The sequence below is a fragment of the Streptomyces sp. NPDC005374 genome, from assembly GCF_042872225.1.
Lineage (GTDB): Bacteria > Actinomycetota > Actinomycetes > Streptomycetales > Streptomycetaceae > Streptomyces.
In genome coordinates this window covers 489,883-512,282 of the sequence record NZ_JBIAKA010000002.1, presented here as the reverse complement: position 1 = coordinate 512,282, position 22,400 = coordinate 489,883, and the positions used below count along the sequence as shown (strand labels likewise).

19 protein-coding genes are annotated in these 22,400 nt (G+C 69.9%); 9 read left to right on the top strand and 10 right to left on the bottom strand.

What is annotated here, in order from left to right; all coding sequences use genetic code 11:
• Positions 1–204 precede the first annotated feature (204 nt).
• A complete protein-coding gene (locus ACFYRX_RS07765) occupies positions 205–1,194 on the bottom strand; it encodes a helix-turn-helix domain-containing protein (RefSeq protein ID WP_389097416.1) in 990 nt (329 codons plus the stop codon).
• A gap of 158 nt (positions 1,195–1,352) precedes the next feature.
• Positions 1,353–2,330, bottom strand: coding sequence for an alpha/beta hydrolase (locus ACFYRX_RS07760; protein ID WP_389097415.1), 978 nt, complete (start codon positions 2,328–2,330; stop codon positions 1,353–1,355).
• A gap of 246 nt (positions 2,331–2,576) precedes the next feature.
• Here ACFYRX_RS07760 and ACFYRX_RS07755 point away from each other — a divergent pair, with 246 nt between their 5' ends.
• On the top strand, positions 2,577–3,548 hold the full coding sequence (locus ACFYRX_RS07755) for a TerC family protein (protein WP_389097414.1): 972 nt from the start codon (positions 2,577–2,579) through the stop codon (positions 3,546–3,548).
• Between the two features lie 80 nt (positions 3,549–3,628).
• Positions 3,629–4,510: an LLM class F420-dependent oxidoreductase gene (locus tag ACFYRX_RS07750; protein WP_389097413.1), complete on the top strand. Its 882-nt coding sequence runs from the start codon at positions 3,629–3,631 to the stop codon at positions 4,508–4,510.
• Positions 4,511–5,001: 491 nt separating this feature from the next.
• On the opposite strand, the gene ACFYRX_RS07745 is transcribed toward ACFYRX_RS07750, so the two are convergent.
• Positions 5,002–5,565, bottom strand: a complete 564-nt coding sequence (locus ACFYRX_RS07745) for an NAD(P)H-dependent oxidoreductase (RefSeq protein ID WP_389097412.1) — start codon at positions 5,563–5,565, stop codon at positions 5,002–5,004.
• A gap of 118 nt (positions 5,566–5,683) precedes the next feature.
• Between ACFYRX_RS07745 and ACFYRX_RS07740 the strand changes: the two genes are divergently transcribed.
• The 4 genes from ACFYRX_RS07740 to ACFYRX_RS07725 are packed head-to-tail and all read left to right on the top strand — an operon-like array spanning position 5,684 to position 10,099.
• Positions 5,684–6,340, top strand: coding sequence for a TetR/AcrR family transcriptional regulator (locus ACFYRX_RS07740; RefSeq protein WP_389097411.1), 657 nt, complete (start codon positions 5,684–5,686; stop codon positions 6,338–6,340).
• 47 nt (positions 6,341–6,387) lie between these two features.
• Complete coding sequence (locus tag ACFYRX_RS07735) at positions 6,388–7,437, top strand: LacI family DNA-binding transcriptional regulator (protein ID WP_389097410.1); 1,050 nt, start codon at positions 6,388–6,390, stop codon at positions 7,435–7,437.
• A 16-nt stretch (positions 7,438–7,453) separates the two neighbouring features.
• Positions 7,454–8,632: a 4-hydroxybenzoate 3-monooxygenase gene (locus ACFYRX_RS07730; protein ID WP_389097409.1), complete on the top strand. Its 1,179-nt coding sequence runs from the start codon at positions 7,454–7,456 to the stop codon at positions 8,630–8,632.
• Positions 8,633–8,662: 30 nt separating this feature from the next.
• Positions 8,663–10,099 (top strand): benzaldehyde dehydrogenase, encoded by a 1,437-nt coding sequence (locus ACFYRX_RS07725; RefSeq protein ID WP_389097408.1) that lies wholly within the window; start codon positions 8,663–8,665, stop codon positions 10,097–10,099.
• Positions 10,100–10,108: 9 nt separating this feature from the next.
• On the opposite strand, the gene trxA is transcribed toward ACFYRX_RS07725, so the two are convergent.
• Complete coding sequence (gene trxA / locus ACFYRX_RS07720) at positions 10,109–10,495, bottom strand: thioredoxin (RefSeq protein WP_328752315.1); 387 nt, start codon at positions 10,493–10,495, stop codon at positions 10,109–10,111.
• Positions 10,496–10,639: 144 nt separating this feature from the next.
• Between trxA and ACFYRX_RS07715 the strand changes: the two genes are divergently transcribed.
• Complete coding sequence (locus ACFYRX_RS07715) at positions 10,640–12,079, top strand: dihydrolipoyl dehydrogenase family protein (RefSeq protein WP_389097407.1); 1,440 nt, start codon at positions 10,640–10,642, stop codon at positions 12,077–12,079.
• On the opposite strand, the gene ACFYRX_RS07710 is transcribed toward ACFYRX_RS07715, so the two are convergent.
• Complete coding sequence (locus ACFYRX_RS07710) at positions 12,076–12,723, bottom strand: peptide deformylase (protein WP_389097406.1); 648 nt, start codon at positions 12,721–12,723, stop codon at positions 12,076–12,078. The two genes, ACFYRX_RS07715 and ACFYRX_RS07710, sit on opposite strands and share 4 nt — an antisense overlap.
• Before the next feature lie 136 nt (positions 12,724–12,859).
• Here ACFYRX_RS07710 and ACFYRX_RS07705 point away from each other — a divergent pair, with 136 nt between their 5' ends.
• The gene (locus tag ACFYRX_RS07705; RefSeq protein WP_389097405.1) at positions 12,860–14,254 is read left to right on the top strand and encodes a PepSY-associated TM helix domain-containing protein; all 1,395 of its coding nucleotides are present in this window, start codon (positions 12,860–12,862) and stop codon (positions 14,252–14,254) included.
• 54 nt (positions 14,255–14,308) lie between these two features.
• Here ACFYRX_RS07705 and ACFYRX_RS07700 read toward each other — a convergent pair whose 3' ends face one another.
• From ACFYRX_RS07700 to ACFYRX_RS07690, 3 genes are read right to left on the bottom strand one after another with little or no spacing between them, the layout of a single operon-like run.
• Positions 14,309–14,650 carry a tetratricopeptide repeat protein gene (locus ACFYRX_RS07700; RefSeq protein WP_389097404.1) on the bottom strand — a complete coding sequence of 114 codons (342 nt, stop codon included), beginning with the start codon at positions 14,648–14,650 and terminating at the stop codon, positions 14,309–14,311.
• Between the two features lie 55 nt (positions 14,651–14,705).
• Positions 14,706–15,143 carry a MarR family transcriptional regulator gene (locus tag ACFYRX_RS07695; protein ID WP_389097403.1) on the bottom strand — a complete coding sequence of 146 codons (438 nt, stop codon included), beginning with the start codon at positions 15,141–15,143 and terminating at the stop codon, positions 14,706–14,708.
• On the bottom strand, positions 15,140–15,622 hold the full coding sequence (locus tag ACFYRX_RS07690; protein ID WP_389097585.1) for a MarR family winged helix-turn-helix transcriptional regulator: 483 nt from the start codon (positions 15,620–15,622) through the stop codon (positions 15,140–15,142). Before ACFYRX_RS07690 ends, ACFYRX_RS07695 begins: the two co-directional genes overlap by 4 nt.
• Positions 15,623–15,739: 117 nt before the next feature.
• Here ACFYRX_RS07690 and ACFYRX_RS07685 point away from each other — a divergent pair, with 117 nt between their 5' ends.
• Positions 15,740–16,705 (top strand): pirin family protein, encoded by a 966-nt coding sequence (locus ACFYRX_RS07685; RefSeq protein ID WP_389097402.1) that lies wholly within the window; start codon positions 15,740–15,742, stop codon positions 16,703–16,705.
• Between the two features lie 1,258 nt (positions 16,706–17,963).
• Here the strand turns inward: ACFYRX_RS07685 and ACFYRX_RS07680 are convergent.
• Positions 17,964–19,208 (bottom strand): IS256 family transposase, encoded by a 1,245-nt coding sequence (locus tag ACFYRX_RS07680; RefSeq protein WP_389097401.1) that lies wholly within the window; start codon positions 19,206–19,208, stop codon positions 17,964–17,966.
• 1,177 nt (positions 19,209–20,385) lie between these two features.
• On the bottom strand, positions 20,386–21,579 hold the full coding sequence (locus tag ACFYRX_RS07675) for an IS110 family transposase (RefSeq protein ID WP_389097400.1): 1,194 nt from the start codon (positions 21,577–21,579) through the stop codon (positions 20,386–20,388).
• Positions 21,580–22,400: the final 821 nt, after the last annotated feature.

Here is a 22,400-nt window from a genome sequence, read left to right as displayed (position 1 = left end):
CGACGAGCATTAGGCGATCAGCACCGCCCGGACCGGAACGTCAAGCACGGCGGCGCCGGTTTCGCGACCCGCTTCGAGGCCGAGCCGGACTGCGCCGGCGGCTGCTCCGTCCACCCCTTCCAACAGCCGGTGGCCGCACGATTCCCGACCTGCGGGTGCCGGCAACGCGTACATCGTCGGCGGGATCGAGGCTCCGACCTCGCGCTACGGTCGGGCCAACTGGCGCATGACCAAAGCCAGTTGCAACCGGATCCGGCCCTGGGGCGTGCGCAGCGGCCAGCCCAGCAGATGCTCCGCGTGGGACAGCCGGTCCTGGAGCGTGGAGTGGTGGACGTTGACCTCGGCGGCGGCCGCCCGCAGGCTCGTCGTCGACACCACGGCGTGCAGAGTGGTGAGCAGCCAGGGCGTGGCGGCCCCCGCCGCCTCCAGCTGCTGGACGTCGGGCGGCGGCTCCGCACCCGGGGCGACGAGGTCGGCCAGCAGCGCGACACCGCCCAGCTCGTCGGCGTACACGGCCCTGGGCCCGGGGTCCTGAGCCGTCCCGTCCGCGGTGAAGCGCAGTGCGGTGCGGGCCTCCGCCCAGGACCGCGGCAGTTCGAGCACGGGCACGGCGGGGCCCACCCCGACCCGCCCGGCGGGCACCTCGGCACCGGGCTGGTCGGGCACGATCCGGGGCCGTCCGTCGAGCGGGGCCAGTGCCCGCACGGACACCGCCGGGTCCAGCCCGAGCCCACGGGCCGCGTGCAGCCGGGCCGCCTCCGGAGCCGTACCGTCCAGCAGCGTCTCCACGAGTGCGGGATCGTCGACGGGCGCGCGTCCGCGCGTACGGTCCAGAACCAGGCGTACGGCCCCCGCGGCCCGCTCCAGGATGACCGCGTCGACCACGCTGGGAGCGGCACCGTCCCGCTCCAGCCACAGGGCGGCGGCACCGCCGGGCGCGAGCGCGGCGGACGGCCAGCCGGAATCCGGGGGCGCCGTGGAGTCCCGGCGGCTGCCGTCCGTCTCCACCCGCACGGCCACCCGCCGCTCGACGTCGACCAGCCGCGCGGGCACCCCGGCCAGCACAGCGGCCCCACGCACCAGGGCTTCCAGCCCCGCTCGGGACTCCGACAGCCGGTCGAAGTAAGCGATCACCCGGACGGCGGCACCGGCATCCGGATCCAGTGCGGTGAGGCGCCCGGCCAGCTCTTTCATAGGCCCATGGTGCGGCATGGGAGCCGCGAAGCGCCCCTGCGGGGGCACACGACTGTGACATCTGCGGCTGTGCCGCGCGGGCGCCAGAAGCCAGGACGGCTCAGCGGGCGGCCACCGACCCGGCGTGACGTCCCCGGGAGTGACGTCCCGGGAGCCGTCTAACTCCCCAGCAGCCTCCGCAGCCACAGCAGCTGCGCCGCCCGTGCCGCCTGCGACAACGCGGCCTGCGGAGCGAACCCGTCGAAACCGTGAAAGCCCCCCGGCCACACATGCAGCTCCGCCACCCCGCCGGCCTGCCAGATCCGCGACGCGTAGGCCACCACCTCGTCCCGGAAGGTCTCCGCGGACCCCACGTCGAGGAAGGCCGGCGGCAGACCCGTCAGATCCTCGGCCCGGGCCGGCGCGGCGTACGCCGGAACTTCGGGACCGCCCCGCAGCTCGCCCAGCAGCGCGGTCCAGCCCGTCTCGTTGGCCGTGCGGTCCCAGACGCCCAGGCCCGCCATCTGGTGGGTCGAAGGACTCTCGTTGCGGTCGTCCAGCATCGGGCACATCAGCAGCTGCCCGATCGCCCGCGGCCCCTTGCGGTCCCGGGCCAGCAGCGCCAGCCCCGCCGACAGCCCGCCACCCGCACTCGCGCCCGCGATGACGATCCGCTCCGGGTCACCCCCGATCTCCTCGGCGTGCTCCGCGGTCCACACGAGACCGGCGTACACGTCCTCGACCGGGGCGGGGTGCGGATGCTCGGGCGCCAGCCGGTACTCCACCGACACCACGACCGCGTCCAGTTCCTTCGCCCAGGCCAGCGGGGAGTCGACCCCGACCCGGTTGTTCCCGAGAACCATGCCGCCACCGTGCACGTGGTAGATCACCGGACGCCCGGTTCCGGCGGGCGCCGGGGCGACCGGACGGCAGATCAGCAGGGAGATCTCGGGGGCACCCTCGGGCCCGGGCACCGACCGGTCCTCCACCTCGAAGAACCCTCCGATGGTCAGGTCCATGTCCGCCAACAGCTGGATACCCGGTCCCTTACGGACGAGGTCGATGTCGTCCAGGGTCATGCCGGGCGAGATCATCTCCTTGATCACATCGAGGGCGGCGGCGAGTTCGGGGTCGAACGGAGGCGGGACGTAGGTCATGGCTTCTCCTCACGCGGGGCGCGGCGGCTCGTGCCGTCATGATCGGGGCACCGGAGCCCGTCCTGGGCGCCGCCGTTCGGCGGAACCTGCCCGCCGTACGGCGGGTGGCGGCCCCGAGACCCGGCCACGTTCCCACGTGACCTGCAGTTCCTTGCCATCACATGACCTTTTGTTCACCTTCCGTAGGTGGAAGGCATCCCCGGTGGTGACAACGCTGTCGATGCCCCCCATGCACCAGGAGAACCAGTGAACGTAACTCTGAGCGTCTGGCTGCTGACCATCCTCGCCCTGTGCGTGCTGGTCGGTGCCGACTTCTTCATCGGCCGCAAACCCCACGACGTGTCGGTCAAGGAGGCCGGCATCTGGACCGTCGTCTGGATCGTGCTGGCCTGTCTGTTCGGGCTCGGCCTGCTGATCTTCGGCGGGACGAAACCCACGGGCGAGTTCTTCGCCGGATACGTCACGGAGAAGTCCCTGAGCGTCGACAACCTCTTCGTGTTCGTCCTGATCATGGGGAAGTTCGCGGTGCCCTCGCAGTACCAGCAGCGGGTGCTCATGGTCGGCGTCGTCATGGCACTGGTGCTGCGCGCCGGGTTCATCGCGGCCGGAGCGGCGATCATCTCCGCGTTCTCCTGGGTGTTCTACATCTTCGGCGCCTTCCTGATCTGGACCGCCTGGAAGCTCGTCCAGGACGCCCGCAAGGACGGACACGACGAGGAGTACGAGGAGAACAAGCTGCTGAAGATGGTGGAGAAGCGTTTCGGCGTGGCGGACCGCTACCACGGCACCAAGCTGTGGATCGAGGAGAACGGCAAGCGGGTGATGACCCCGATGCTGGTCGTGATGCTCGCCATCGGCTCCACCGACGTGCTGTTCGCCCTGGACTCCATCCCCGCCATCTACGGCCTCACCCAGGACCCGTACATCGTCTTCACCGCAAACGCCTTCGCGCTGATGGGCCTGCGCCAGCTGTACTTCCTCATCGGCGGCCTGCTGAAGAAGCTGGTCCACCTCAGTTACGGCCTCTCGATCATCCTCGGCTTCATCGGCGTCAAGCTCGTGCTGCACGCGCTCCACGAGTCCGGCGTCCACGTCCCCGAGATCGGCATCCCCTTCTCGCTGGGCTTCATCGTCCTCGTCCTGACGATCACCACACTGACGAGCCTGCGGGCCGCGAAGAAGCAGGAGGAGCGGGAGGCGGCGGAACGCGTGGCATGACGGGCGCCCCCTTGACTTCGAGAGCACTCCAGGTTCTAGCGTCGGCGAGGTCGGCGAAAGCCCCGTGAACGGAGACGGACATGCGTGTGGGCGTACACATCAACCGGTTCGACCACCCCGCGGGCGGTCCCGCTCTCGGCGCCGAGCTCGCCGCCGCCGGTGCCGCGGCCGAGGCGGCGGGGGTGAGCTGGCTGTCGGTGATGGACCACTACTTCCAGATGGAGTTCAACGGCGGCGCCGAGAACCCCATGCTGGAGGCCTACACGACCCTGGGCTTCCTCGCCGCCCGCACCGAGACGGTACGGATCGGCGCGCTGGTGACCGGAGTGACGTACCGCCACCCCGGGCTGCTCGCCAAGATCGCGACCACACTCGACGTGCTCTCCGGCGGCCGGGCCACCCTCGGCGTCGGAGCCGCCTGGTACGACCGGGAGCACGAAGGGCTCGGCGTGCCGTTCCCGCCGCTCGCGGAGCGCTTCGAGCGGCTGGAGGAGACCCTGAGGATCTGTCTCCAGATGTGGGACCCGGAGGAGAACGGCCCCTTCGAGGGCAGGCACTACCGGCTCGCCGAGACCCTGTGCGTACCGGCCCCGGTCAGCAGCCCGCACCCCGAGATCATGATCGGCGGCAGCGGCGAGAAGAAGACCCTCCGCCTGGTCGCGCGCCACGCCGACGCCTGCAACCTCTTCGCCACCTCGCCGGAGGAGGTCTCCCACAAGCTCGACGTGCTGCGAGGCCACTGCGACACCGAGGGCCGGGACTACGACGAGATCCGCAAGACCGTGACCTACTCGGCCGACCCGTCCGACGAGGGTGACCTGGAGGCGTTCACCAGGAACATCACCGGCTACGCCAAGCTCGGCATCGACACGGTCATCCTCGCCCCGCGCATCGGGGCCCCCGCCGAATGGATCGAGCACTTCGCCGCGCCCGCCGTGCAGCGGCTGGCGGGGCTGGACTGAACGGTCCCGGACCGAGCAGTACCGACACACCGGCCGAGGTTCGGCCGATGGCGGGGGCGAGGGCCAACGGCGCGGGGTCTGGAGGGAGTTCGTCCGAGCGGAGGCTGAAAAGCGCCGGGCCCGGCGGAGGCGGCCCGGCCCGGCCCGGCCGGGGCGACGGCCGGACGACTGCGGGAGAGGATCCGGGTGTCGCCGTCATCGGCCGCCCGGCCCCGCAAAGAGCCGCAGCCGCAGCGGACCCGCACCGTCCGCCCTCCGGCCTTGCCGTGCAGCCGATACGCGGGCCACGAGCGTCCGGCGATCACTGCCGCCCTGAGGGACCGCGAGGGACGGCACCGACGGCACTGGCCTGGGACGGGAACCGGATACCCGCCACACGGCGCGAGCGGAAACGCGCGGCCGGCCCCCACCGGGCCGTGGGCAGCGCAAAAGGGGACCGGAGCACAAAGACCCCGATCCCCTCCAGGCGAATCCGTTCCGGCGCCGCAGGATCAGGCCGCGGCAGTCTCACCCGTGTTGCTGTGCAGCTGCGCCACGACCTCGCTCAGCTGCGCGGCGACCTCCGCGTCGTCCGCCGGGTGGGTCTCGGCGAAGCGGATCACGGAGCCCGGGATGGACAGCTTGACGTCCTCGAGCACCTTGCCGCCGGCGATGCCCACGGACTTGCGGGTCTCGTCCTGGGCCCACACGCCGCCGAACTGGCCGAACGCGGTCCCGACCACGGCGACCGGCTTGCCGTCGAAGGAGCCCGCCCCGTAGGGACGCGACAGCCAGTCGATGGCGTTCTTCAGCACGGCCGGGATGGTGCCGTTGTACTCGGGGGAGAAGAACAGGAACGCGTCGGAGGCCTGGGCGGCCTCGCGCAGCTTGGCCGCGGCGGCCGGCACGGCGCCTTCGACGTCGATGTCCTCGTTGTAGAACGGGATGTCGGCGAGGCCCTCGTAGAGCACGACATCCGCGCCCTCGGGAGCGTGCTTGACGGCCGCCTCGGCGAGCTGGCGGTTGTGCGAGCCGGCGCGGAGGCTTCCGACGAGGGCGAGAATGCGAACAGACATGCGTACTCCAAGGGAGGTGAAACACTGCCGTAATGATGCGGACCGGGGTCCGTTTAATGTTCTACATGGGTAACCGGACCCCGGTCCAGTTTTCTTCCCGTTGCTTTACGCTGATTTCATGCCCGCCGTCCTGCCGCCGTTGCCGACCCCCCCTGACTCCCAGCCCGAACTGCTCCAGGTCGGGCTCCCCGAGGACGAGCCCTGCCTGCGTGCCGACGCCGCGCGCAACCGGGCCCGGCTCCTGGAGGCGGCCGGCCGCCTGGTCGCGGAGCACGGCGCGGCCGGGGTGACGATGGAGGCGGTGGCCGCGGCGGCCGCGGTGGGCAAGGGCACCGTCTTCCGGCGCTTCGGTGACCGTACCGGTCTGCTGACCGCGCTGTTGGACCATTCCGAGCGGAAGTTCCAGGCCGCGTTCCTCAGCGGCCCCGCCCCGCTGGGACCCGGCGCGCCGCCTTCCGACCGGCTGCGCGCGTTCGGCCGAGCCATGCTGCGCCGGTCCGTCGAGGAGATGGACCTGATGCTGGCGTCCGAGCCGAGCCCGGACCGCCGTTTCACCCCCGCCCCCCGCCAGGTGCACCACAGCCACGTGGCCCTGCTGCTGCGCCAGGCCGTCCCCGAAGAGGACTGCGAACTGCTCGCCCAGACCCTCATGGGCTACCTCGACCCCGCCGCGGTCCATCACCTCACCCGCAGGCGCGGAATGCCGATCGAGCGTCTGGAGAGGGGCTGGGACGATCTGGTCGCCCGGCTCACCTGCACCGATTCACCGCGGTGAGGCAGGGGACCGCCCCGGTCCGATACACCTTCACAGCTTCTGCAAAGATGACGACCGTCATGGTGCAGATACCGAAAACGCCCGCGCCCGTCACCCCAGCGACGCGCTCGGTTCCCACGAGCGCCGATGTGGCCCGTCTGGCCGGCGTCTCACGAGCGACCGTCTCCTACGTCCTCAACAACACCAGCGCCGTCCGGATCAGCGAACCCACGCGCCGCCGTGTCCACGAGGCGGCCAAGGAACTCGGGTACGTCCCGCACGCGGCCGCCCGTAGCCTGCGGGCCGGTCACAGCCGCATGGTCCTGATGCCCGCCCCGTCCATCCCGGTCGGCCCGCTCTACAGCCAGTTCATCAGTGAACTCCAGTGGGCGCTCGGCCGGTTGGACTACACCGTCGTGCAGTACGGCAGCGTCGGCCTCCATGGTGACGAGGCCGCCCGCGCCTGGGCCGAGCTGCGTCCGGTCGCCGTCCTCGTGCCCGGTGCCGGACTCGGCCCGCAGGGCGTGTCGCTGCTCCGGCGCTCCGGCGCACGGGCCGTGGTCACCATGGGCCCCGAGCCGGTCGAGGGCGCCCACACCCTGATCATGGACCACGAGAGCGTCGGCCACGGCGCGGGCGCCCATCTCTACGCCCGCGGCCGTCGCCGCGTCGGTGTCGTGGTCCCCGAGGAGGCCGGCCTGCACGCCTTCTCGCTGCCCCGCCTGGCAGGCGTGCGCCGAGCTCTGCGCGACAGGGACGACGCCACCCTGACCGAGCTCCCCCTCGCCTACGAGGAGCAGTCCGCGGCCAAGCTCGCCGTGCGCTGGCGGGATCTCGACCTCGACGCCGTGTTCGCGTACAACGACGAGTACGCGATGCTGTTAATGCGCGCACTTCAGGACGAGGGCGTGCGCGTCCCGGCGGACACCGCGGTGATCGGCGCCGACGACCTGTTGCTGGGCCGGCTTCTGAGGCCCCGGCTGAGCACGGTCCACATCGAACTGCCGTCCGGCCGCGAGCTCGCCGAACTGGTCGACCGCGCGGTGCGCGAACCGGGCGCCGCGCCCGAGACGCACACGGTGCTGGGCGCCACGGTGGTACACCGCGACTCCAGCTGACGCAGGGAGGCCTGCCATGCGCACCACGGTCGGGATCATCGGCGGCGGCCCCGCCGGACTGCTCCTCGCCCGGCTGCTGCACCGTGCCGGCGTCGACTGCGTGGTCCTGGAGAGCAGGACGCGGGACTATGTCGAACAGCGCCAGCGCGCGGGCATGCTGGAACAGGGCACGGTGGATGCCCTGCGCGGGTGCGGTGCGGCCGGGCGCCTGGAGGCGGAGGGCCTGGTCCACCAGGGCATCGAGCTGCGGTTCGCGGGGGAGCGGCACCACATCGATTTCCCCGCCCTCACCGGTGGCCGAACGGTCACGATCTACGCCCAGACCGAGATCGTGAAGGACCTCGTGGCGCTCCAACTCGCCGACGGGCCGCCCCTGTTGTTCGAGGCGGAGGCCCTCGCGGTCGAGAAGCCGGACAGTGACGCACCCGTCGTGCGGTTCCGGCACGAGGGCCGCGAGCAGACGCTGACCTGTGACTGGGTCGCCGGCTGCGACGGCTTCCACGGCATCGCCCGCGCGGCCTTCCCGACGGCGACGAGCCGGACGTACGAGCAGGACTACCCGTACTCCTGGCTCGGGATCCTCGCCGATGTCCGGCCGTCCTGCGAGGAGTTGATCTACGCGCGCGGGGAGCGTGGCTTCGCGCTGCACAGCATGCGCTCGCCCGCCGTCTCCCGGCTCTATCTCCAGGTCCCCAACGGCACCGACCCGGACGACTGGTCCGACGACCGCATCTGGGACGAACTCGCCGCCCGCTTCGCGGTCGACGCCGACTGGACGCTGGAGCGCGGCCCGGTCACCGCCAAGTCCGTGACGCCCATGCGCAGTTACGTCCACGAGCCGATGCGTCACGGCCGCCTCCTGCTCGCGGGCGACGCGGCCCACATCGTGCCGCCGACCGGGGCCAAGGGGCTCAACCTCGCCGTGTCGGACGTATCCGTCCTCGCCCGGGCCCTGACGGATCTGTACCGCACGGGATCGACACAACTGATCGACAGATATTCGGAGTTGTGTCTGTCTCGTGTGTGGCAGGCCACGCGTTTCTCGTATGACATGACTAGGATGTTGCACGCTCAACAAGATGGGGATGCGTTCGAGAGCAGGGTGCAGCTCGCGCGGCTGCGCCGCATCACCGCATCCCGCCATGCGGCCGCCGAACTGGCCGCGAACTACACGGGACTACCGCTCCCGGCGTGAGTCCCATCGGTGATCGAACGGAGAGCCGTCATGTCGTTGCTCGACCCCAAGAGCTGGCAGCCCCACCCCCTTTCGGGACCTGAGTACGCCGTCACCGAGCCCGCCACCGGTGACACCCTCGCCACCGTCGGCCTCGCCACCGGCGAGGACGTGGAGCGCTCCGCCGGGACCGCCCGCGCCGCCCAGGCCGAGTGGGCCCGGCTCCCGCACTTCGTCCGGGCCGGGGTGCTGCGCAAGGCAGGTGACCTGTTCTCGGCGCACGCCGAGGAACTGCGCGGATGGATCGTCCGCGAGTCCGGGTCGATCCCCGGCAAGGCCGACTTCGAACTGCACGTGGCCGCCCAGGAGTGCTACGAGGCAGCCGCCCTCGCCTCCCGCCCCGCGGGCCAGGTCCTGCCCAGCGAGGCGCCCCGGCTGTCCTACACGCGTCGCGTCCCGGTCGGAGTCGTCGGCGTCATCGCGCCCTTCAACGCCCCGCTGATCCTCTCGATCCGTTCCGTCGCCCCGGCCCTCGCCCTCGGCAACGCGGTCATCCTGAAGCCGGACCCGCGCACCGCGGTCTGCGGCGGCCTCGCGCTCGCCGCCGTCTTCGCCGAGGCCGGGCTGCCCGAAGGCCTGCTGCACGTCCTGCCCGGCGGCCCGGACGTCGGCCAGGCCCTGGTCGCCGACCCGCGCGTGCCGGTCATCTCCTTCACGGGATCGACCGCCGCGGGCCGCGCGGTGGGAGAGGCCGCCGGCCGTCACCTCAAGCGCGCGCACCTGGAACTCGGCGGCAACTCCGCACTGATCGTCCTGGAGGACGCCGACCTCGAAGCCGTGATCTCCACGGCCGCCTGGGGGTCCTTCTTCCACCAGGGCCAGATCTGCATGACGACGGGCCGCCACCTCGTCCACGCCTCGCTGTACGAGGAGTACGTCGAGCGGCTGGCAGCCAAGGCCGACTCGCTCGCCGTCGGCGACCCGAACCTCGACCAGGTCCACCTCGGCCCGATCATCGACGACAACCAGCTCGCCAAGGTGCACGGCCTGGTCGAGGCCAGCACCGCCCAGGGCGCCAAACTGGCCGCCGGCGGCACCCACGAGAAGCTCTTCTACCGCCCCACCGTCCTCGCGGGCATCGACGACAGCACGCCCGCCTACACGGAGGAGGTCTTCGGCCCCGTCGCGCCCGTACGGTCCTTCAGCACGGTCGACGAGGCCGCCGCCCTGGCCGCAGCGGGGCCGTACGGTCTCTCGCTCGGCATCGTCACCGGCGACGCGGCCCGCGGTCTCGACCTCGCGGAGCGCATCCCGACCGGCATCGTGCACATCAACGACCAGACGGTGAACGACGAGGCCGTGGCGCCCTTCGGCGGCATCGCCGCGTCCGGCACCGGCGCCCGCTTCGGCGGCGAGGCCAATGTGGAGGCCTTCACCGACGTGCGCTGGACGACGGTACGCGCGGACGTGGCGACGTACCCCTTCTGATCCGGGGAGTTACTCGCCGTTCTGCTCGGCCTGGGCCTGCTGCTCGGCCACCGACTTGCGGACCTCCGCCATGTCCAGCTTGCGTGCCTGCCCGATGACGTCCGTCAGGGCGGACTCGGGCAGCGCGCCCGGCTGGGCGAACACGGCGACCTGGTCGCGGACGATCATCAGCGTCGGGATCGACTGGATACCGAAGGCCGCGGCCAGCTCCGGCTGCGCCTCGGTGTCCACCTTGCCGAAGACCAGATCGGGGTTGTCCCCCGCGGCCTTCTCGTAGACCGGCGCGAACTGGCGGCAAGGACCGCACCAGGCCGCCCAGAAGTCGATCAGGACGAATTCGTTCTCCGTGACCGTCTGGTCGAAGTTCTCCTTGGTGAGCTCCACGGTGCTGCTCATGACGTGATCCCTCTTCCTGGTCTCGGAGCGAAGCAGTCGGCACAACACGGCCGCCCGGCCGGGTATTCCGTGGCTGTCACCACTCGGTGTGCGGCGCGCGTACCCCTGGTGGCCCGAGCGCACACCACCCACCAGACTGGCCCCATGACGGAAACGGAAAACATCGCGTACAGCACCTACGACGTAGTGGTGCTCGGTGCCGGGCCCGTGGGGGAGAACGTGGCCGACCGCACCCGCGCGGCCGGTCTCTCCACCGCGGTCGTGGAGAGCGAGCTGGTCGGTGGAGAGTGTTCGTACTGGGCCTGTATGCCCAGCAAGGCCCTGCTGCGGCCGGTGATCGCGCAGGCGGACGCGCGCCGCCTGCCGGGTCTGAGCGCCTCGGTGCAGGAACCTCTCGACGCGGCGGCGGTCCTCGCGCGCCGGGACTACTTCACCTCGAACTGGAAGGACGACGGGCAGGTCGGCTGGCTGGAGAGCATCGGTGCCGACCTCCACCGCGGCCACGGACGCCTCAGCGGAGAGCGCACGGTGACGGTCACCGGCCCCGACGGCGTACGGAAGACACTGACCGCCCGACACGCCGTGGCCGTCTGCACCGGAACCCGGGCCGTCCTGCCCGACCTGCCGGGCCTCGACGAGGTCAAGCCGTGGACCAGCCGGGAGGCGACCAGCGCCAAGACGGCACCAGGACGGCTCGTCGTGGTCGGCGGGGGAGTCGTCGCCACCGAGATGGCCACCGCCTGGCAGGCCCTCGGCTCCCGCGTCACGCTCCTGGTGCGCGGGAAGGGCCTGCTCAACCGCATGGAGCCGTTCACGGGCGAACTCGTCGCCGAGTCGCTCACCGCGGCGGGCGTGGACGTCCGCACCGGCACCTCGGTCGAGTCGGTGACCCGCGAGAACGGCACGGTCGTGGTCGTCACCGGCACCGGCGACCGCATCGATGCCGACGAGATCCTCTTCGCCACCGGACGCGCCCCGCGCACCGACGACATCGGTCTCGACACCGTCGGCCTGGAATCCGGCTCCTGGCTGGAGGTCGACGACAGCCTCCGCGTCACCGGAAACGAGTGGCTCTACGCGGTCGGCGACGTCAACCACCGGGCGCTCCTCACCCACCAGGGCAAGTACCAGGCCCGCATCGCGGGCGCCGCCATCTCCGCCCGCGCCTCCGGCGCCCCGGTCCAGGCGGACCCCTGGGGCGCCCACGCCGCGACCGCCGACCACGACGCCGTACCCCAGGTCGTCTTCACCGACCCCGAGGCGGCCTCCGTGGGCCTCTCCCTGGCCGAGGCCGAACAGGCGGGCCACCGCGTCCGCGCCGTCGACTACGACCTGGCCAACGTCTCCGGCGCGAGCCTCTACGGCGAGGGCTACCGCGGCCGCGCCCGCATGGTCGTCGACCTGGAACGCGAGATCGTCCTCGGCGTCACCTTCGTCGGTCCCGGTGTCGGGGAACTGATCCACTCGGCGACGATCGCGGTCGCGGGCCAGGTCCCGCTCAGCAGGCTGTGGCACGCGGTCCCCTCGTACCCGACGATCAGCGAGGTGTGGCTGCGCCTGATGGAGGCCTACCGGGACAACTAGCGAGGCAGCTCGAAACCGAGGGACGCGGCCGCCTGCCCAGGCGTCGGCTGCGTCCACCGCTCGGCCATCGCCTGGTTCGAGGACAGCGAACGCAGTTCCGCGCGGTCGAGATAGAGCATGCCGTCCAGGTGGTCCGTCTCGTGCTGGACGATCCGCGCGGGCCAGCCGGTGAACACCTCGTCCACCGGGTGCCCGTGCTCGTCCTCACCCGTCAGCCGCACCTGGGCGTGCCGCGCCACCACCGCCTGCCAGCCCGGCACGCTCAGACAGCCCTCGAAGAACGCGACGCGCTCGGCGCCGACGGGTTCGTACGACGGATTGACCAGGACCCGGAAGGGCTGCGGCACCCGCCCACGCGCCAGCCGCACCTCGTCCGGTACGGGCGCCGGGTCCTCGATCACCGCGATCCGCAGCGGCACACCCACCTGCGGGGCCGCCAGGCCCACGCCCGGAGCCGCGTGCATGGTGAGGCGCAGCGCCTCGACGAAACGGGACAGGAGGACGGCGTCCAACTGGCCGTCGTAGCGCTCGGTGCCGCGCCGCAGGACCGGGTCGCCGGCCGCCACGATCGGCAGCGGACCGTCCGTGGCCAGGAGTTCCTCGACCAGCTCGGCAAGGGGCGTGTGATGACCAGAAGTTGACATCGCGCCAGGATGCCATGACGCCTCAGCACATTCTGCGCATGCCTGTGACGCAGGTCACTGCGAGTGCCGGGAACTCGGCGCCCTCCTCCTCCGACTACTGGACCGCTACCGTCCCCAGCCTTCGGAGAAGCCGCCGATGTCCATTGCTCCCCCGACCACCACGGACGAGGCCCCGCAACCGGCCGCTCCGGCACCGGCCCGCAGCAGTTGGGCCCCGCTTCGCCCGCTCGTGCTGCGTCTGCACTTCTACGCCGGGGTGTTCGTCGCACCCTTCCTGCTCGTCGCCGCTGTCACCGGCTTCCTGTACGCCGGTTCCTTCCAGGCCGAGAAGATCGCCTACCGGGACGAGATGACCGTCTCGGCCGTCGGCGACAGCAAGTTGCCCATCTCCGAGCAGGTGGCCGCCGCGCGCAAGGCCCATCCCGAGGGCGACGTCTCGGCCGTACGGCCCTCGCCCGAGGCCGACGCGACGACCCGGGTGATGCTGTCGGGTGTCAAGGGAGTCGACCCGACGCACACCCTCGCGGTGTTCGTCGACCCGTACACCGGGAAGGTCCAGGGCGCGCTGGAGCAGTACGGCTCCAGCGGAGCGCTTCCGCTGCGGACCTGGATCAGTGAACTGCACCGCAACCTGCACCTCGGCGAAACCGGGCGCCTCTACAGCGAGTTCGCCGCGAGCTGGCTGTGGGTGATCGCGGGCGGCGGCATCGTGCTGTGGTTCACCCGCCGTCGCGCCCTGCGCAAGCTCCGCGGCACCGGCGGGCGGCGCCGCACCCTCGGACTGCACGGCAACATCGGCGTGTGGGCCGCGGCCGGGTTCTTCTTCCTGTCGGCGACCGGGCTGACCTGGTCGACGTATGCGGGCGCCAACATCGACGAACTGCGCACCTCCCTGGGCCAGTCCACCCCGTCGGTCTCCTCGGCCGCGGGCGGCGACCACTCGGGCCACGGCGCATCCGCCTCGGCAGGGGACGCCGAGCACGGTGTGGGCCTCGACAAGGTGCTGGCCGCCGCCCGCGCCGAAGGGCTCGGCGACCCGGTCGAGATCGTCCCGCCCGCCGACGAGTCCTCCACCTATGTCGTACGGCAGGTGCAGCGCAGCTGGCCCGAGAAGCAGGACGCGGTCGCCGTCGACCCGACCAGCGGCGAGGTGACCGACGTGCTGCGGTTCGCCGACCACCCGTTCCTCGCCAAGCTCACCCGCTGGGGCATCGACCTGCACACCGGCCTCCTCTTCGGCTTGGCCAACCAGATCGCCCTGATGCTCCTCGCGCTGTCGCTGGTCCTGCTGATCGTGTGGGGCTACCGCATGTGGTGGCAGCGCGGCCGGGGTTCCTCCTTCGGCCGGCCGATCCCGCGTGGCGCCTGGCAGCAGGTACCGCCGCAGATCCTGGTGCCCGGCGTGGTGGTCGTCGCCGTCGTCGGCTACTTCGTACCGCTGCTCGGCATACCGCTCGCCTGCTTCGTCGTCGCCGACGTGGTCCTCGGCGAGATCGCGCACCGGCGGGGGAGGAAGGCCGCCGCCGGCTGAGACGTACGGGGGCCCGGTTCCTGTGCGGAACCGGGCCCCCGTGGTGTTCGGGGCCTACTCGAAGTCGCCCGCCAACGCCGAGGCCAGACGCAGATGCGGCTCGGCTTCCTCGCTCCGCCCCTGCCGCTGGAGCGTGCGCCCGAGCATCAGCCGGGCGTACTGCTCGACCGGGTCGCGCTCGACGATCACCCGCAACTCGGTCTCGGCGCGGTGCAGTTGGGCCGAGTGGTAGTAGGAACGCGCCAGCAGCAGCCGGGGTCCGGTCTGCTCCGGCACCTCCTCGACCAGGCCGCCCAGGACCCGCGCCGCCGTGGCGTATTCCTTCGCGTCGAAGAACAACTGCGCGCGCTCCCAGCGCTCCGCCGGTGTCCCGTGGTCGTAGTACGTGGTCTCCACTCGTGCCTCCTTCGCCTTCGAGGCCGACAACGGAGCCGGGTGGTTCAATATTCCACTACTTCGCCAGTTCCGCGTTGGCCCGCTCGGTGATGAGGCTCAGCACCCGTCCGGCCACCGCGAGGTCCTCCGTGGGGATGCCGTCGTAGATGCGGGCCGTGATCGGGGCGGTCTCCGCGGAGGTCGTCTCGTGTAGCTCCCGTCCGGCGTCCGTGATCCGGACCCGGGACGACTCCTGAGGGGCCAGCAGTTCCGCGGCGAGCAACTCGTCGACCACGGAGTGGGCCTCCTCCGCGTCGACCTTGAGGGAGGCGACGACGCTCTCGACGAGGTGCTCCGTCTCGACCGGCCCGTCGGCGACGGCGACCAGCCGGAGGGTGACCGACTGCTGGAAGGTCGCGCCATGGCGGGCCAGGACGCTCTCGAGGAGCGCGCGGGCGGCGTAGTGGGCCAGGCCTATGACCCGGGAATTGAGGACGGGAGTGCTGGTGGTCATGACTGCTCCTCGGGGTTCTGGTTCGTCGGGTCGAGAGGTGTGTCGAGCAGGGTCGCCAGTTCGTGCTTGAAGTCCCGTGTGCGCGCGCTGTCGAGGCCGCCGAGTGGCGCCAGCAGTTGCTCCAGGAGCCCCTGGACGACCTTGATGGCCTGGAGTGTCCGCTGCCGCCCCTCCTCGGTCAGCGCCAGTTGCACCGCACGCGGGTCGCGCGGGTCGCGTGCACGCTCCAAAAGCCCGGCGCTCTCCAGGGAGCGCGCCAGTTTGGAGACGTAGAGCGGTTCGAGGCCGGTCTGATCGGCGAGGCGCCGCTGACTGGGGCGTTCGCCGGACCGCTGCATCCCGTACAGCGACGCCACCAGCGAGTACTGGGCGTGGGTCAGGCCGAGCGGCGCCACCGCGCGGTCGACCGCGACCCGCCACTTCATCGACAGTCGCCAGACCAGGAAACCGGGCGTCGCGCCCTCGGATGCCGGACTCACCGTACTCATGCTCGATACGGTACATGGATACTATGTACATGGCTACTATTTCTCGGGCCGTCGGGCCCCCTGAGGACGGCCTGACGGGAAACGCTTCACGGGTCTAGGTTGGGCGCCATGAGCAATCTTGATCGCGAGGCGGTTCCCGCCCTGTGCGGCGGCCGCGGCTTCGTGGTGGCCGAACCCGTGCGCGAACTCCTCAGCCCTCGGCGCGTCAAGCTCGGCGAGTCCAGCGAGGTGCGACGACTGCTGCCCAACCTGGGCCGCCGCATGGTCGGCGCCTGGTGTTTCGTCGATCACTACGGCCCCGACGACATCGCCGACGAGCCGGGCATGCAGGTGCCGCCGCACCCGCACATGGGCCTGCAGACGGTGAGCTGGCTGCACCAGGGCGAGGTGCTGCACCGCGACTCCACCGGCAGCCTCCAGACGATCCGCCCCCGTGAGCTGGGCCTGATGACCTCCGGCCGCGCGATCAGCCACTCCGAGGAGAGCCCGCGGTCACATGCCCGCTACCTGCACGGGGCCCAGCTCTGGGTCGCCCTCCCGGACGGCGACCGCCACACCGAACCGCACTTCGAACACCACGCCGAGCTGCCGCAGGTCACGGCCCCCGGACTGACGGCCACGGTCATCCTCGGCGACCTCGACGGCGCACGCTCACCCGGAACGGCGTACACCCCCCTCGTCGGCGCCGACCTCGCCCTCACCCATGGCGCGGAGGTACGCCTCCCGCTGCGACCGGACTTCGAGTACGCCGTCCTGTCGATGTCCGGCGAGGCCTACGTGGACGGGGTGCCGGTCCTGCCCGGTTCGATGCTCTACCTCGGCTGCGGCCGCACCGAACTCCCGCTGCGCGCCGAGTCGGACACGAGCCTGATGCTCCTGGGCGGCGAGCCGTTCGAGGAGGAACTCGTCATGTTCTGGAACTGGATCGGACGGTCCCAAGAAGAGATCGTACAGGCCCGTCGGGACTGGATGGAAGGCACACGGTTCGGTGAGGTGAAGGGGTACGACGGTGCCGCGCTGCCCGCTCCGGAACTGCCGCCTGTGCCGTTGAAGCCGCGGGGCAGAGTACGTTGACCTGCAGGAATGCGAACGTGTCGGTGACGCTGTCCAGTGGGGCGCGGTTAGACAACACCTCTCGCTGCCGATCGCTTGCAGCAGGGCAGTCGACCGCGTTGCAGTCTTGGGCGCAGGCGAACGGCGGTTCCACGGTGTGGCCGTCTGTGGGCGGCTGTGGCAGAGCTCTTGCTGACTTTTGCTGACTTTTCTGACGCCCAGTCAGACTAGGTTGGGAAGTTACCCTTGAAGCCCAGTCGCTTACTCACGGCTTCGTGGATTTGACGGCGACCAAGTGGACGCTGGCCTGAGACGTGGCTGAGGAAGGCGCTGGTACGAATCGCGGGGCCTCACACTGTCGCCTTGTGGAGAGTCGACGAGGCCAGGTGTCGTCGCGGGGTGTGCTGTGCTGTAAGACCACCAGCAGGTTCTTCGTCTGCTGGTGGTACGCCGTCTCTGTGTCTCTGACCAGCGTCGATGCGGGGTATGGAGGTTAGGCAGCGGACCTTGGCCCGTCTATGGTCCGGATCTTGGTTCAGGGCGAGGGGGAGGCGTGTCAGGTTGGGACCACGCCCGACGTGGCGGCCGCCCTGTAGACTGACTTGACCGTGATGTGCCGCAACATCCTGATGTGCCTGGCATGGGGAACCCATCTCGAACCGAACCCGGCGTAGCGCCAGAACGTCGGTGCCGTCCGACAAAATCCCAGTTCAGAGCATGTGTGGCACGGTGAAAATGGTGGGCCGGGTCGAATCCGGGTCGAATTTCGCCATGTGCGTGCAGAGTGTCCTTCGCCGGCTGAGCGCCATTCGATGAAAACGCTGTGACCTGCGGCGTTGCGTCCGACAGTCAGACACCTCGGACGATACAAAAATATCGCCCGAGGTGTCTGGATGGCTCAAAACCGAAAGAATTGGACAGTAGTCCCGCTCTGTCAGACTTCGCTCGTATCCTCACGGCGTGATCGCAATGCAGGGTTCAGACGCGTCCGGGAGCGACGCGGCAGTACTCGCAGCCTGGCCGCCTCAACCGGCGCCGCTCGATACCGGGAGCGGCGCGCGCGAGGACCGGCTACGGATGCTTCGGCAGATGCGGTCCGCATGGGACGACATCAACGGAGCCCGCCGCAAGCGGATAAATAGGGAACTCGCAGCGGCCAAGGCCCGGCAGGCCGAAGCCACTGCTTACTGGGATCGGCACAAGGTCACGGTCATGGAACGGTGGGACAGCCGTACCAGCGGCCGCGGAGAAACCGGTCGTGTCCCGCTGGGTGGTGTAGTCACGGCAGCTGTTTCGATTCCGGTTGTGGGGTGATCTGTGGTTCGGGCGGGGTTGGTTGGGTGGTGAAGAGCTCGGCCATGGAGGCTTCGGAGAGATAGCGGCGGTCGAAGACCTGCCATTCGTCGTGGAGTTCGGCCAGGACCGCGGCGGCGAGCCGGTCCAGGGCGGCGGGGTTGGGGAAGACCTGGACGACGTCGGCCCTTCGTTTGACCTCCCGGTTCAGCCGCTCCAGCGGGTTGGTCGACCAGATCTTCTTCCAGTGCGCCGGCGGGAAGTCGGCGAACGCCGTGATGTCCGTCGCGGCCTCCAACAGCATCTTCTTGACCTGCGGGAACTGTCGTCCGAGCATGTCGGCGACCACGTTCAGCTGGGTGCGCACCTGCTCTCCGGTGGTCTGCGCGAAGATGGTGCGGATGGTGGCCGCGACCATCTCCCCTGAGCCCTTCTCGATCACGCTGAAGACGTCGCGGACGAAGTGAACTCGGCACCTTTGCCAGGCCGCGCCGAGGAAGACGGTGCGGATCGCGGCCACCAGACCGCAGTGGTTGTCGGAGATCACCAACTGGACGTTCTCCAGGCCACGGGCCCGTAAGGACCGCAGGAACTTCGTCCAGAACGGTTTCGACTCGCTGTCGCCAACCATCAGCCCGAGGATTTCGCGGTGCCCGGTGGCGGAGATCCCAGTGGCGATGACCACGGCCTGCGAGGCGATCCGATGATTCACCCTCGCCTTGCAGTAGGTGGCGTCCAGGAAGACGTAGGGGAAGACGGTGTGATCCAGCGGCCGTTCCTTGAACGCGGCCAGTTCCTCGTCGAGTTCGCCGCAGATCCGGGAGACCTCGGACTTGGAGATCCCGCTGTCCGCACCGAGTGCCTTGACCCGGTCGTCGACCGAGCGGGTCGAGACCCCGTGCACGTATGCCTCCATCACCACGGCGAACAGCGCCCGGTCAATGCGCCGGCGCCGCTCCAGTAACGAGGGGAAGAACGACCCGGTCCGCACCTTGGGGATCTTCAGCTCCAGATCGCCGGCCTGCGTGGTCAGCAGCCTCTCGCGGTGTCCGTTGCGCCAGGTGGTGCGCTCGTCCGAGTGCTCACGCGGGGCGGCCCCGATGGCCTCAGTCGCCTCGGCCTCGATGAGTTCCTGCAGGATGCGCTCGCACACCACCCTGATTGCTTCAACTCCGTCGGCCCGACGTAGTGACTCCAGCCGCCGCATCAGCTCAGACTGGGACAAGGCCATCGCGTGCTCCTCAGGTTGAACTGCCCGTTCACCAGGGAGACTTGCGCGATGGCCAGCCCTTGCTCAGGGAGCATGCACGGTCAACGGATGCACGCCCCGGGCAGACACCCGCGCGTTCCGGGACCATGCCCGGCTACACCACTTCGTGGGACGCGATCGAGAAACCACCGTCGCGGACATCCCGGAAGTCGCGGCGCAGTGGCACTCAGACAACCTCATCCATCCCTAGAACGTCTCGGCGACAGCTCAGAGACGAGGCGAAGTCAGTCAGTACCTGTGGCGCTGCCCCCTTGATTTCGGTCATGCCCCATGGCCGGCCTGGCCCAAGGAGCGCATCCAGAAAGGTTCGGGATGCCCCGAGTGCCGTCGCTTGATCCGGCTCACGGACTTTCCGACCTTGGCCGCTCAGTACCGTGGACAGCGGCCGGCGAGTGACATCACCCACGCTGCACACGGGAGTCTGCCGTGGACCTGCCGGACATGGGCGGTCGATCCAAGTAACTGGAGTGTGGAGACCAGTTGAGCACCGTTTCGAAGCGGTGGTCGAAGAGCGGGCACTTCAGGGGGACGGCTGCCTGGTGTGTGCGGGGTACGTGATCGATGACACGAACTCGCTGTTCACTTGGTTCCCAGAAATCGCGGACGAGTTGGATGCTCCGGACCTTGACGCGCGTCGGCTGCCTACGAGTCAGCACAACGTTCCTCGGAAGCATGCTGCTGAAGCCGGCAGCGAGGGAAAGTACGCGACACTGCCTTGAAGATGCCGTCATGGCCATGGCTGGGAGGCCATGATCCTCAACCGGGTCCAGGGCACCGGCTGCGGCAAGTGCTCGACTTCTGGAATATCGAAGGAGCAGGTCCGGCTGGTTGCTGAGCTCGCCGGACCCATCGACCTCGCACCTCCGGAGAACCGGGATCCACGACTGCCGGACGGTGTGCCCGACTTCGCCTCGCACCGTCTCACCGTTCCGCCCGGGCACAAGCCAGCTCACTGGCGATACAAGGACGTTGAGGTCGACGTGGTCTTCAATCTTGCTCACGGCATCCGCGTAGGCATCGAGTACGACGGAGCTTTCCACCACTCGGCCAGACAGCGGGATCGCCGCCAGTACGAGAACGACAAGTTGCTCCTTTCGGGGGGGGCTTCTATCTGTTCGGTCAAGGTCTGTGGGCTTGGTCAGGCCGTGTGTTCGTGCCCAGGTTGGTAGAGGGTGCGGTGTTTGAGCATGGCGTGCAGGACGTCAACGCGGCGGCGGGTGAGGCAGATGAGGGCTGCGTTGTGGCGCTTGTTTTCCGCGCGTTTCCTGTCGTAGTAGGCCCGCGAGGCGAACAAGGCCAGGAACAGGGCCCGTTTGAGTATCTTGTTGCCGCCGCGGGGCGGTCCTTCGCCCCGGATGGACGTCCCGGAACGACGGGTGGTGGGGGTCAGGCCCGCGTAGGAGGCCAGGCGGGCGGCGGTGGGGAACGCGCTGGCGTCGCCGACCTCGGCCAGGATGCGGGCACCGGTCCTGACCGCGACCCCGGGCATGGAGGTCAGGACCTTCGCGGGAGGGTGGGCCTCCAGCAGGACAGCGGCCCGGGTTTCCAGGATTTCGCGGCGTTTGAGGAGGACAGCGAGGGCCTCGGCCAGGCCGGAGACGATCTCCCCTGCCGAGGCGGTGCCGGGGACCGTGACGGTCTGCTCGGCCAGGGCGGTGGTGATCTGGTCGGCCAGGTTGTGGGCACTGCGCATTCGCGGGGCGATCTGGAGCATGACCTGTGCGATCTGCCCGGTGCCGGCCTGGGCCAGCTGGTCCGGGGAGCCGTAGGTCTGCAGCAGGGCCAGGACGGCCGGGTGCCGCAGACGGGGCCCCAGGACGCGTTCGAGGGCGGGGTGGATGCAGGTGAGCAGGCCGCGCAGCCGGTTGGAGGTGCGGGTGGCGTCCTGGGCGAGGTCGTCGTCATATCCCAGGACCATCGTCAGTTCGGCCCGCACGCTCTCCTCGGCCTCGATGGTGTGCAGCAGGTGGGGCATGGTGCGGGCGGCATCGGCGATGACGTAGGCATCGCGGGCGTCGGTCTTGCCGGTGCCGGGGTGCAGATCGGCCAGCCGGCGCATCGACAGGCCCGGGAGATAAGCGACTTCGCACCCGCAGGCACGGGCCACGGTCACCGCCAGAGTGCCGATGGAGGCCGGCTGGTCGACCACGACCAGGACCTTCCCCTTGCGCCCCAGGCGGGCGAACAGTTGCCTCAGCTGGGGCTCGCCGTTGGGCAGCGGCTTGTCGAACGTGATGCGCCCATCACGCAGCAGGGCCGTGCCATGGTGCTCCGATTTGCCCACGTCCAGGGCGCAGAACACATCGATCGACGTAAAGTTGTTGCTGGTCACCGGGCTTTCCCTCCCCGGAGTCGCAACCGGTGGCCCGCCCGGGCACCGGAGATCGGCAGCCACATTACGCAGCCCTGCCCGAAGGCGGACACCCTTCCATCAGCGATCAACCGGTGCCCCCAGAACCGGCGACAGCACCCCCCCGGATCATCAAGGACAGGGGCAACGAGTCATACCGATCCCGAAGGCCACGAGCCCGAACCGGGCTCTACAGGGAAGGTAATGGGCAGATGGGCGAGTCCATCGAACACAAGGGTTCGCAGACGATCCAAAACGATATGGATGAGCTGGCCCGGCGCCGCAACCGTGCCAGATAGCGCGGCGGAACACGACAGGCAGGCCGTCACGATGTGGCCCCTGACGTCCGGGGGGCGGCCGCCTGCGCACGCGCTCTCGAAGCCAGGCAGGTTCGGCCACCAGCGCGTACCTCGTGCCCTCAACTGCGAAGAGCCACTTCAGGAGCCGACGCTGGATGACGACAATGAGCTGATCCGCGACGGCGACGGACTGGCGGTCATCGGAAGTCGGAGGCGATCATCAGAGGCTCTGCGGCGGTGGGTGGAGTGTCCTCCTGCCGCGGCGAAGCCTTCCAAAAACGGCACGCGCGGGTCAGCGCCGCCCCGCAGTCCAGCAGCGCCTTGTGTGAGGCACTCGTAGCGCAGAAAGAAGAGTGTCCGGGATCACGAGAACTTCACTCCGGCTCGGGAACGCCCTGGCGGATGCAGGGAGTTGCTTCACCGGGACCCCAGGTTGGCAGCATGATCTTGGCACGATGCGCTGAAGCGGCGCCGTGCGCAGGCGGACGAGTTATGGAGGCGCAG

Excerpts from the sequence above, each read along its gene's own strand:
- ACFYRX_RS07760 (WP_389097415.1), bottom strand. The coding sequence starts at position 2,330 with ATGACCTACGTCCCGCCTCCGTTCGACCCCGAACTCGCCGCCGCCCTC.
- ACFYRX_RS07735 (WP_389097410.1), top strand. The coding sequence starts at position 6,388 with ATGACGACCGTCATGGTGCAGATACCGAAAACGCCCGCGCCCGTCACC.
- trxA (WP_328752315.1), bottom strand. The coding sequence starts at position 10,495 with ATGAGCAGCACCGTGGAGCTCACCAAGGAGAACTTCGACCAGACGGTC.
- ACFYRX_RS07715 (WP_389097407.1), top strand. The coding sequence starts at position 10,640 with ATGACGGAAACGGAAAACATCGCGTACAGCACCTACGACGTAGTGGTG.
- ACFYRX_RS07710 (WP_389097406.1), bottom strand. The coding sequence starts at position 12,723 with ATGTCAACTTCTGGTCATCACACGCCCCTTGCCGAGCTGGTCGAGGAA.
- ACFYRX_RS07705 (WP_389097405.1), top strand. The coding sequence starts at position 12,860 with ATGTCCATTGCTCCCCCGACCACCACGGACGAGGCCCCGCAACCGGCC.
- ACFYRX_RS07765 (WP_389097416.1), bottom strand. The coding sequence starts at position 1,194 with ATGAAAGAGCTGGCCGGGCGCCTCACCGCACTGGATCCGGATGCCGGT.
- ACFYRX_RS07730 (WP_389097409.1), top strand. The coding sequence starts at position 7,454 with ATGCGCACCACGGTCGGGATCATCGGCGGCGGCCCCGCCGGACTGCTC.
- ACFYRX_RS07685 (WP_389097402.1), top strand. The coding sequence starts at position 15,740 with ATGAGCAATCTTGATCGCGAGGCGGTTCCCGCCCTGTGCGGCGGCCGC.
- ACFYRX_RS07680 (WP_389097401.1), bottom strand. The coding sequence starts at position 19,208 with ATGGCCTTGTCCCAGTCTGAGCTGATGCGGCGGCTGGAGTCACTACGT.
- ACFYRX_RS07695 (WP_389097403.1), bottom strand. The coding sequence starts at position 15,143 with ATGACCACCAGCACTCCCGTCCTCAATTCCCGGGTCATAGGCCTGGCC.
- ACFYRX_RS07750 (WP_389097413.1), top strand. The coding sequence starts at position 3,629 with ATGCGTGTGGGCGTACACATCAACCGGTTCGACCACCCCGCGGGCGGT.
- ACFYRX_RS07745 (WP_389097412.1), bottom strand. The coding sequence starts at position 5,565 with ATGTCTGTTCGCATTCTCGCCCTCGTCGGAAGCCTCCGCGCCGGCTCG.
- ACFYRX_RS07740 (WP_389097411.1), top strand. The coding sequence starts at position 5,684 with ATGCCCGCCGTCCTGCCGCCGTTGCCGACCCCCCCTGACTCCCAGCCC.
- ACFYRX_RS07725 (WP_389097408.1), top strand. The coding sequence starts at position 8,663 with ATGTCGTTGCTCGACCCCAAGAGCTGGCAGCCCCACCCCCTTTCGGGA.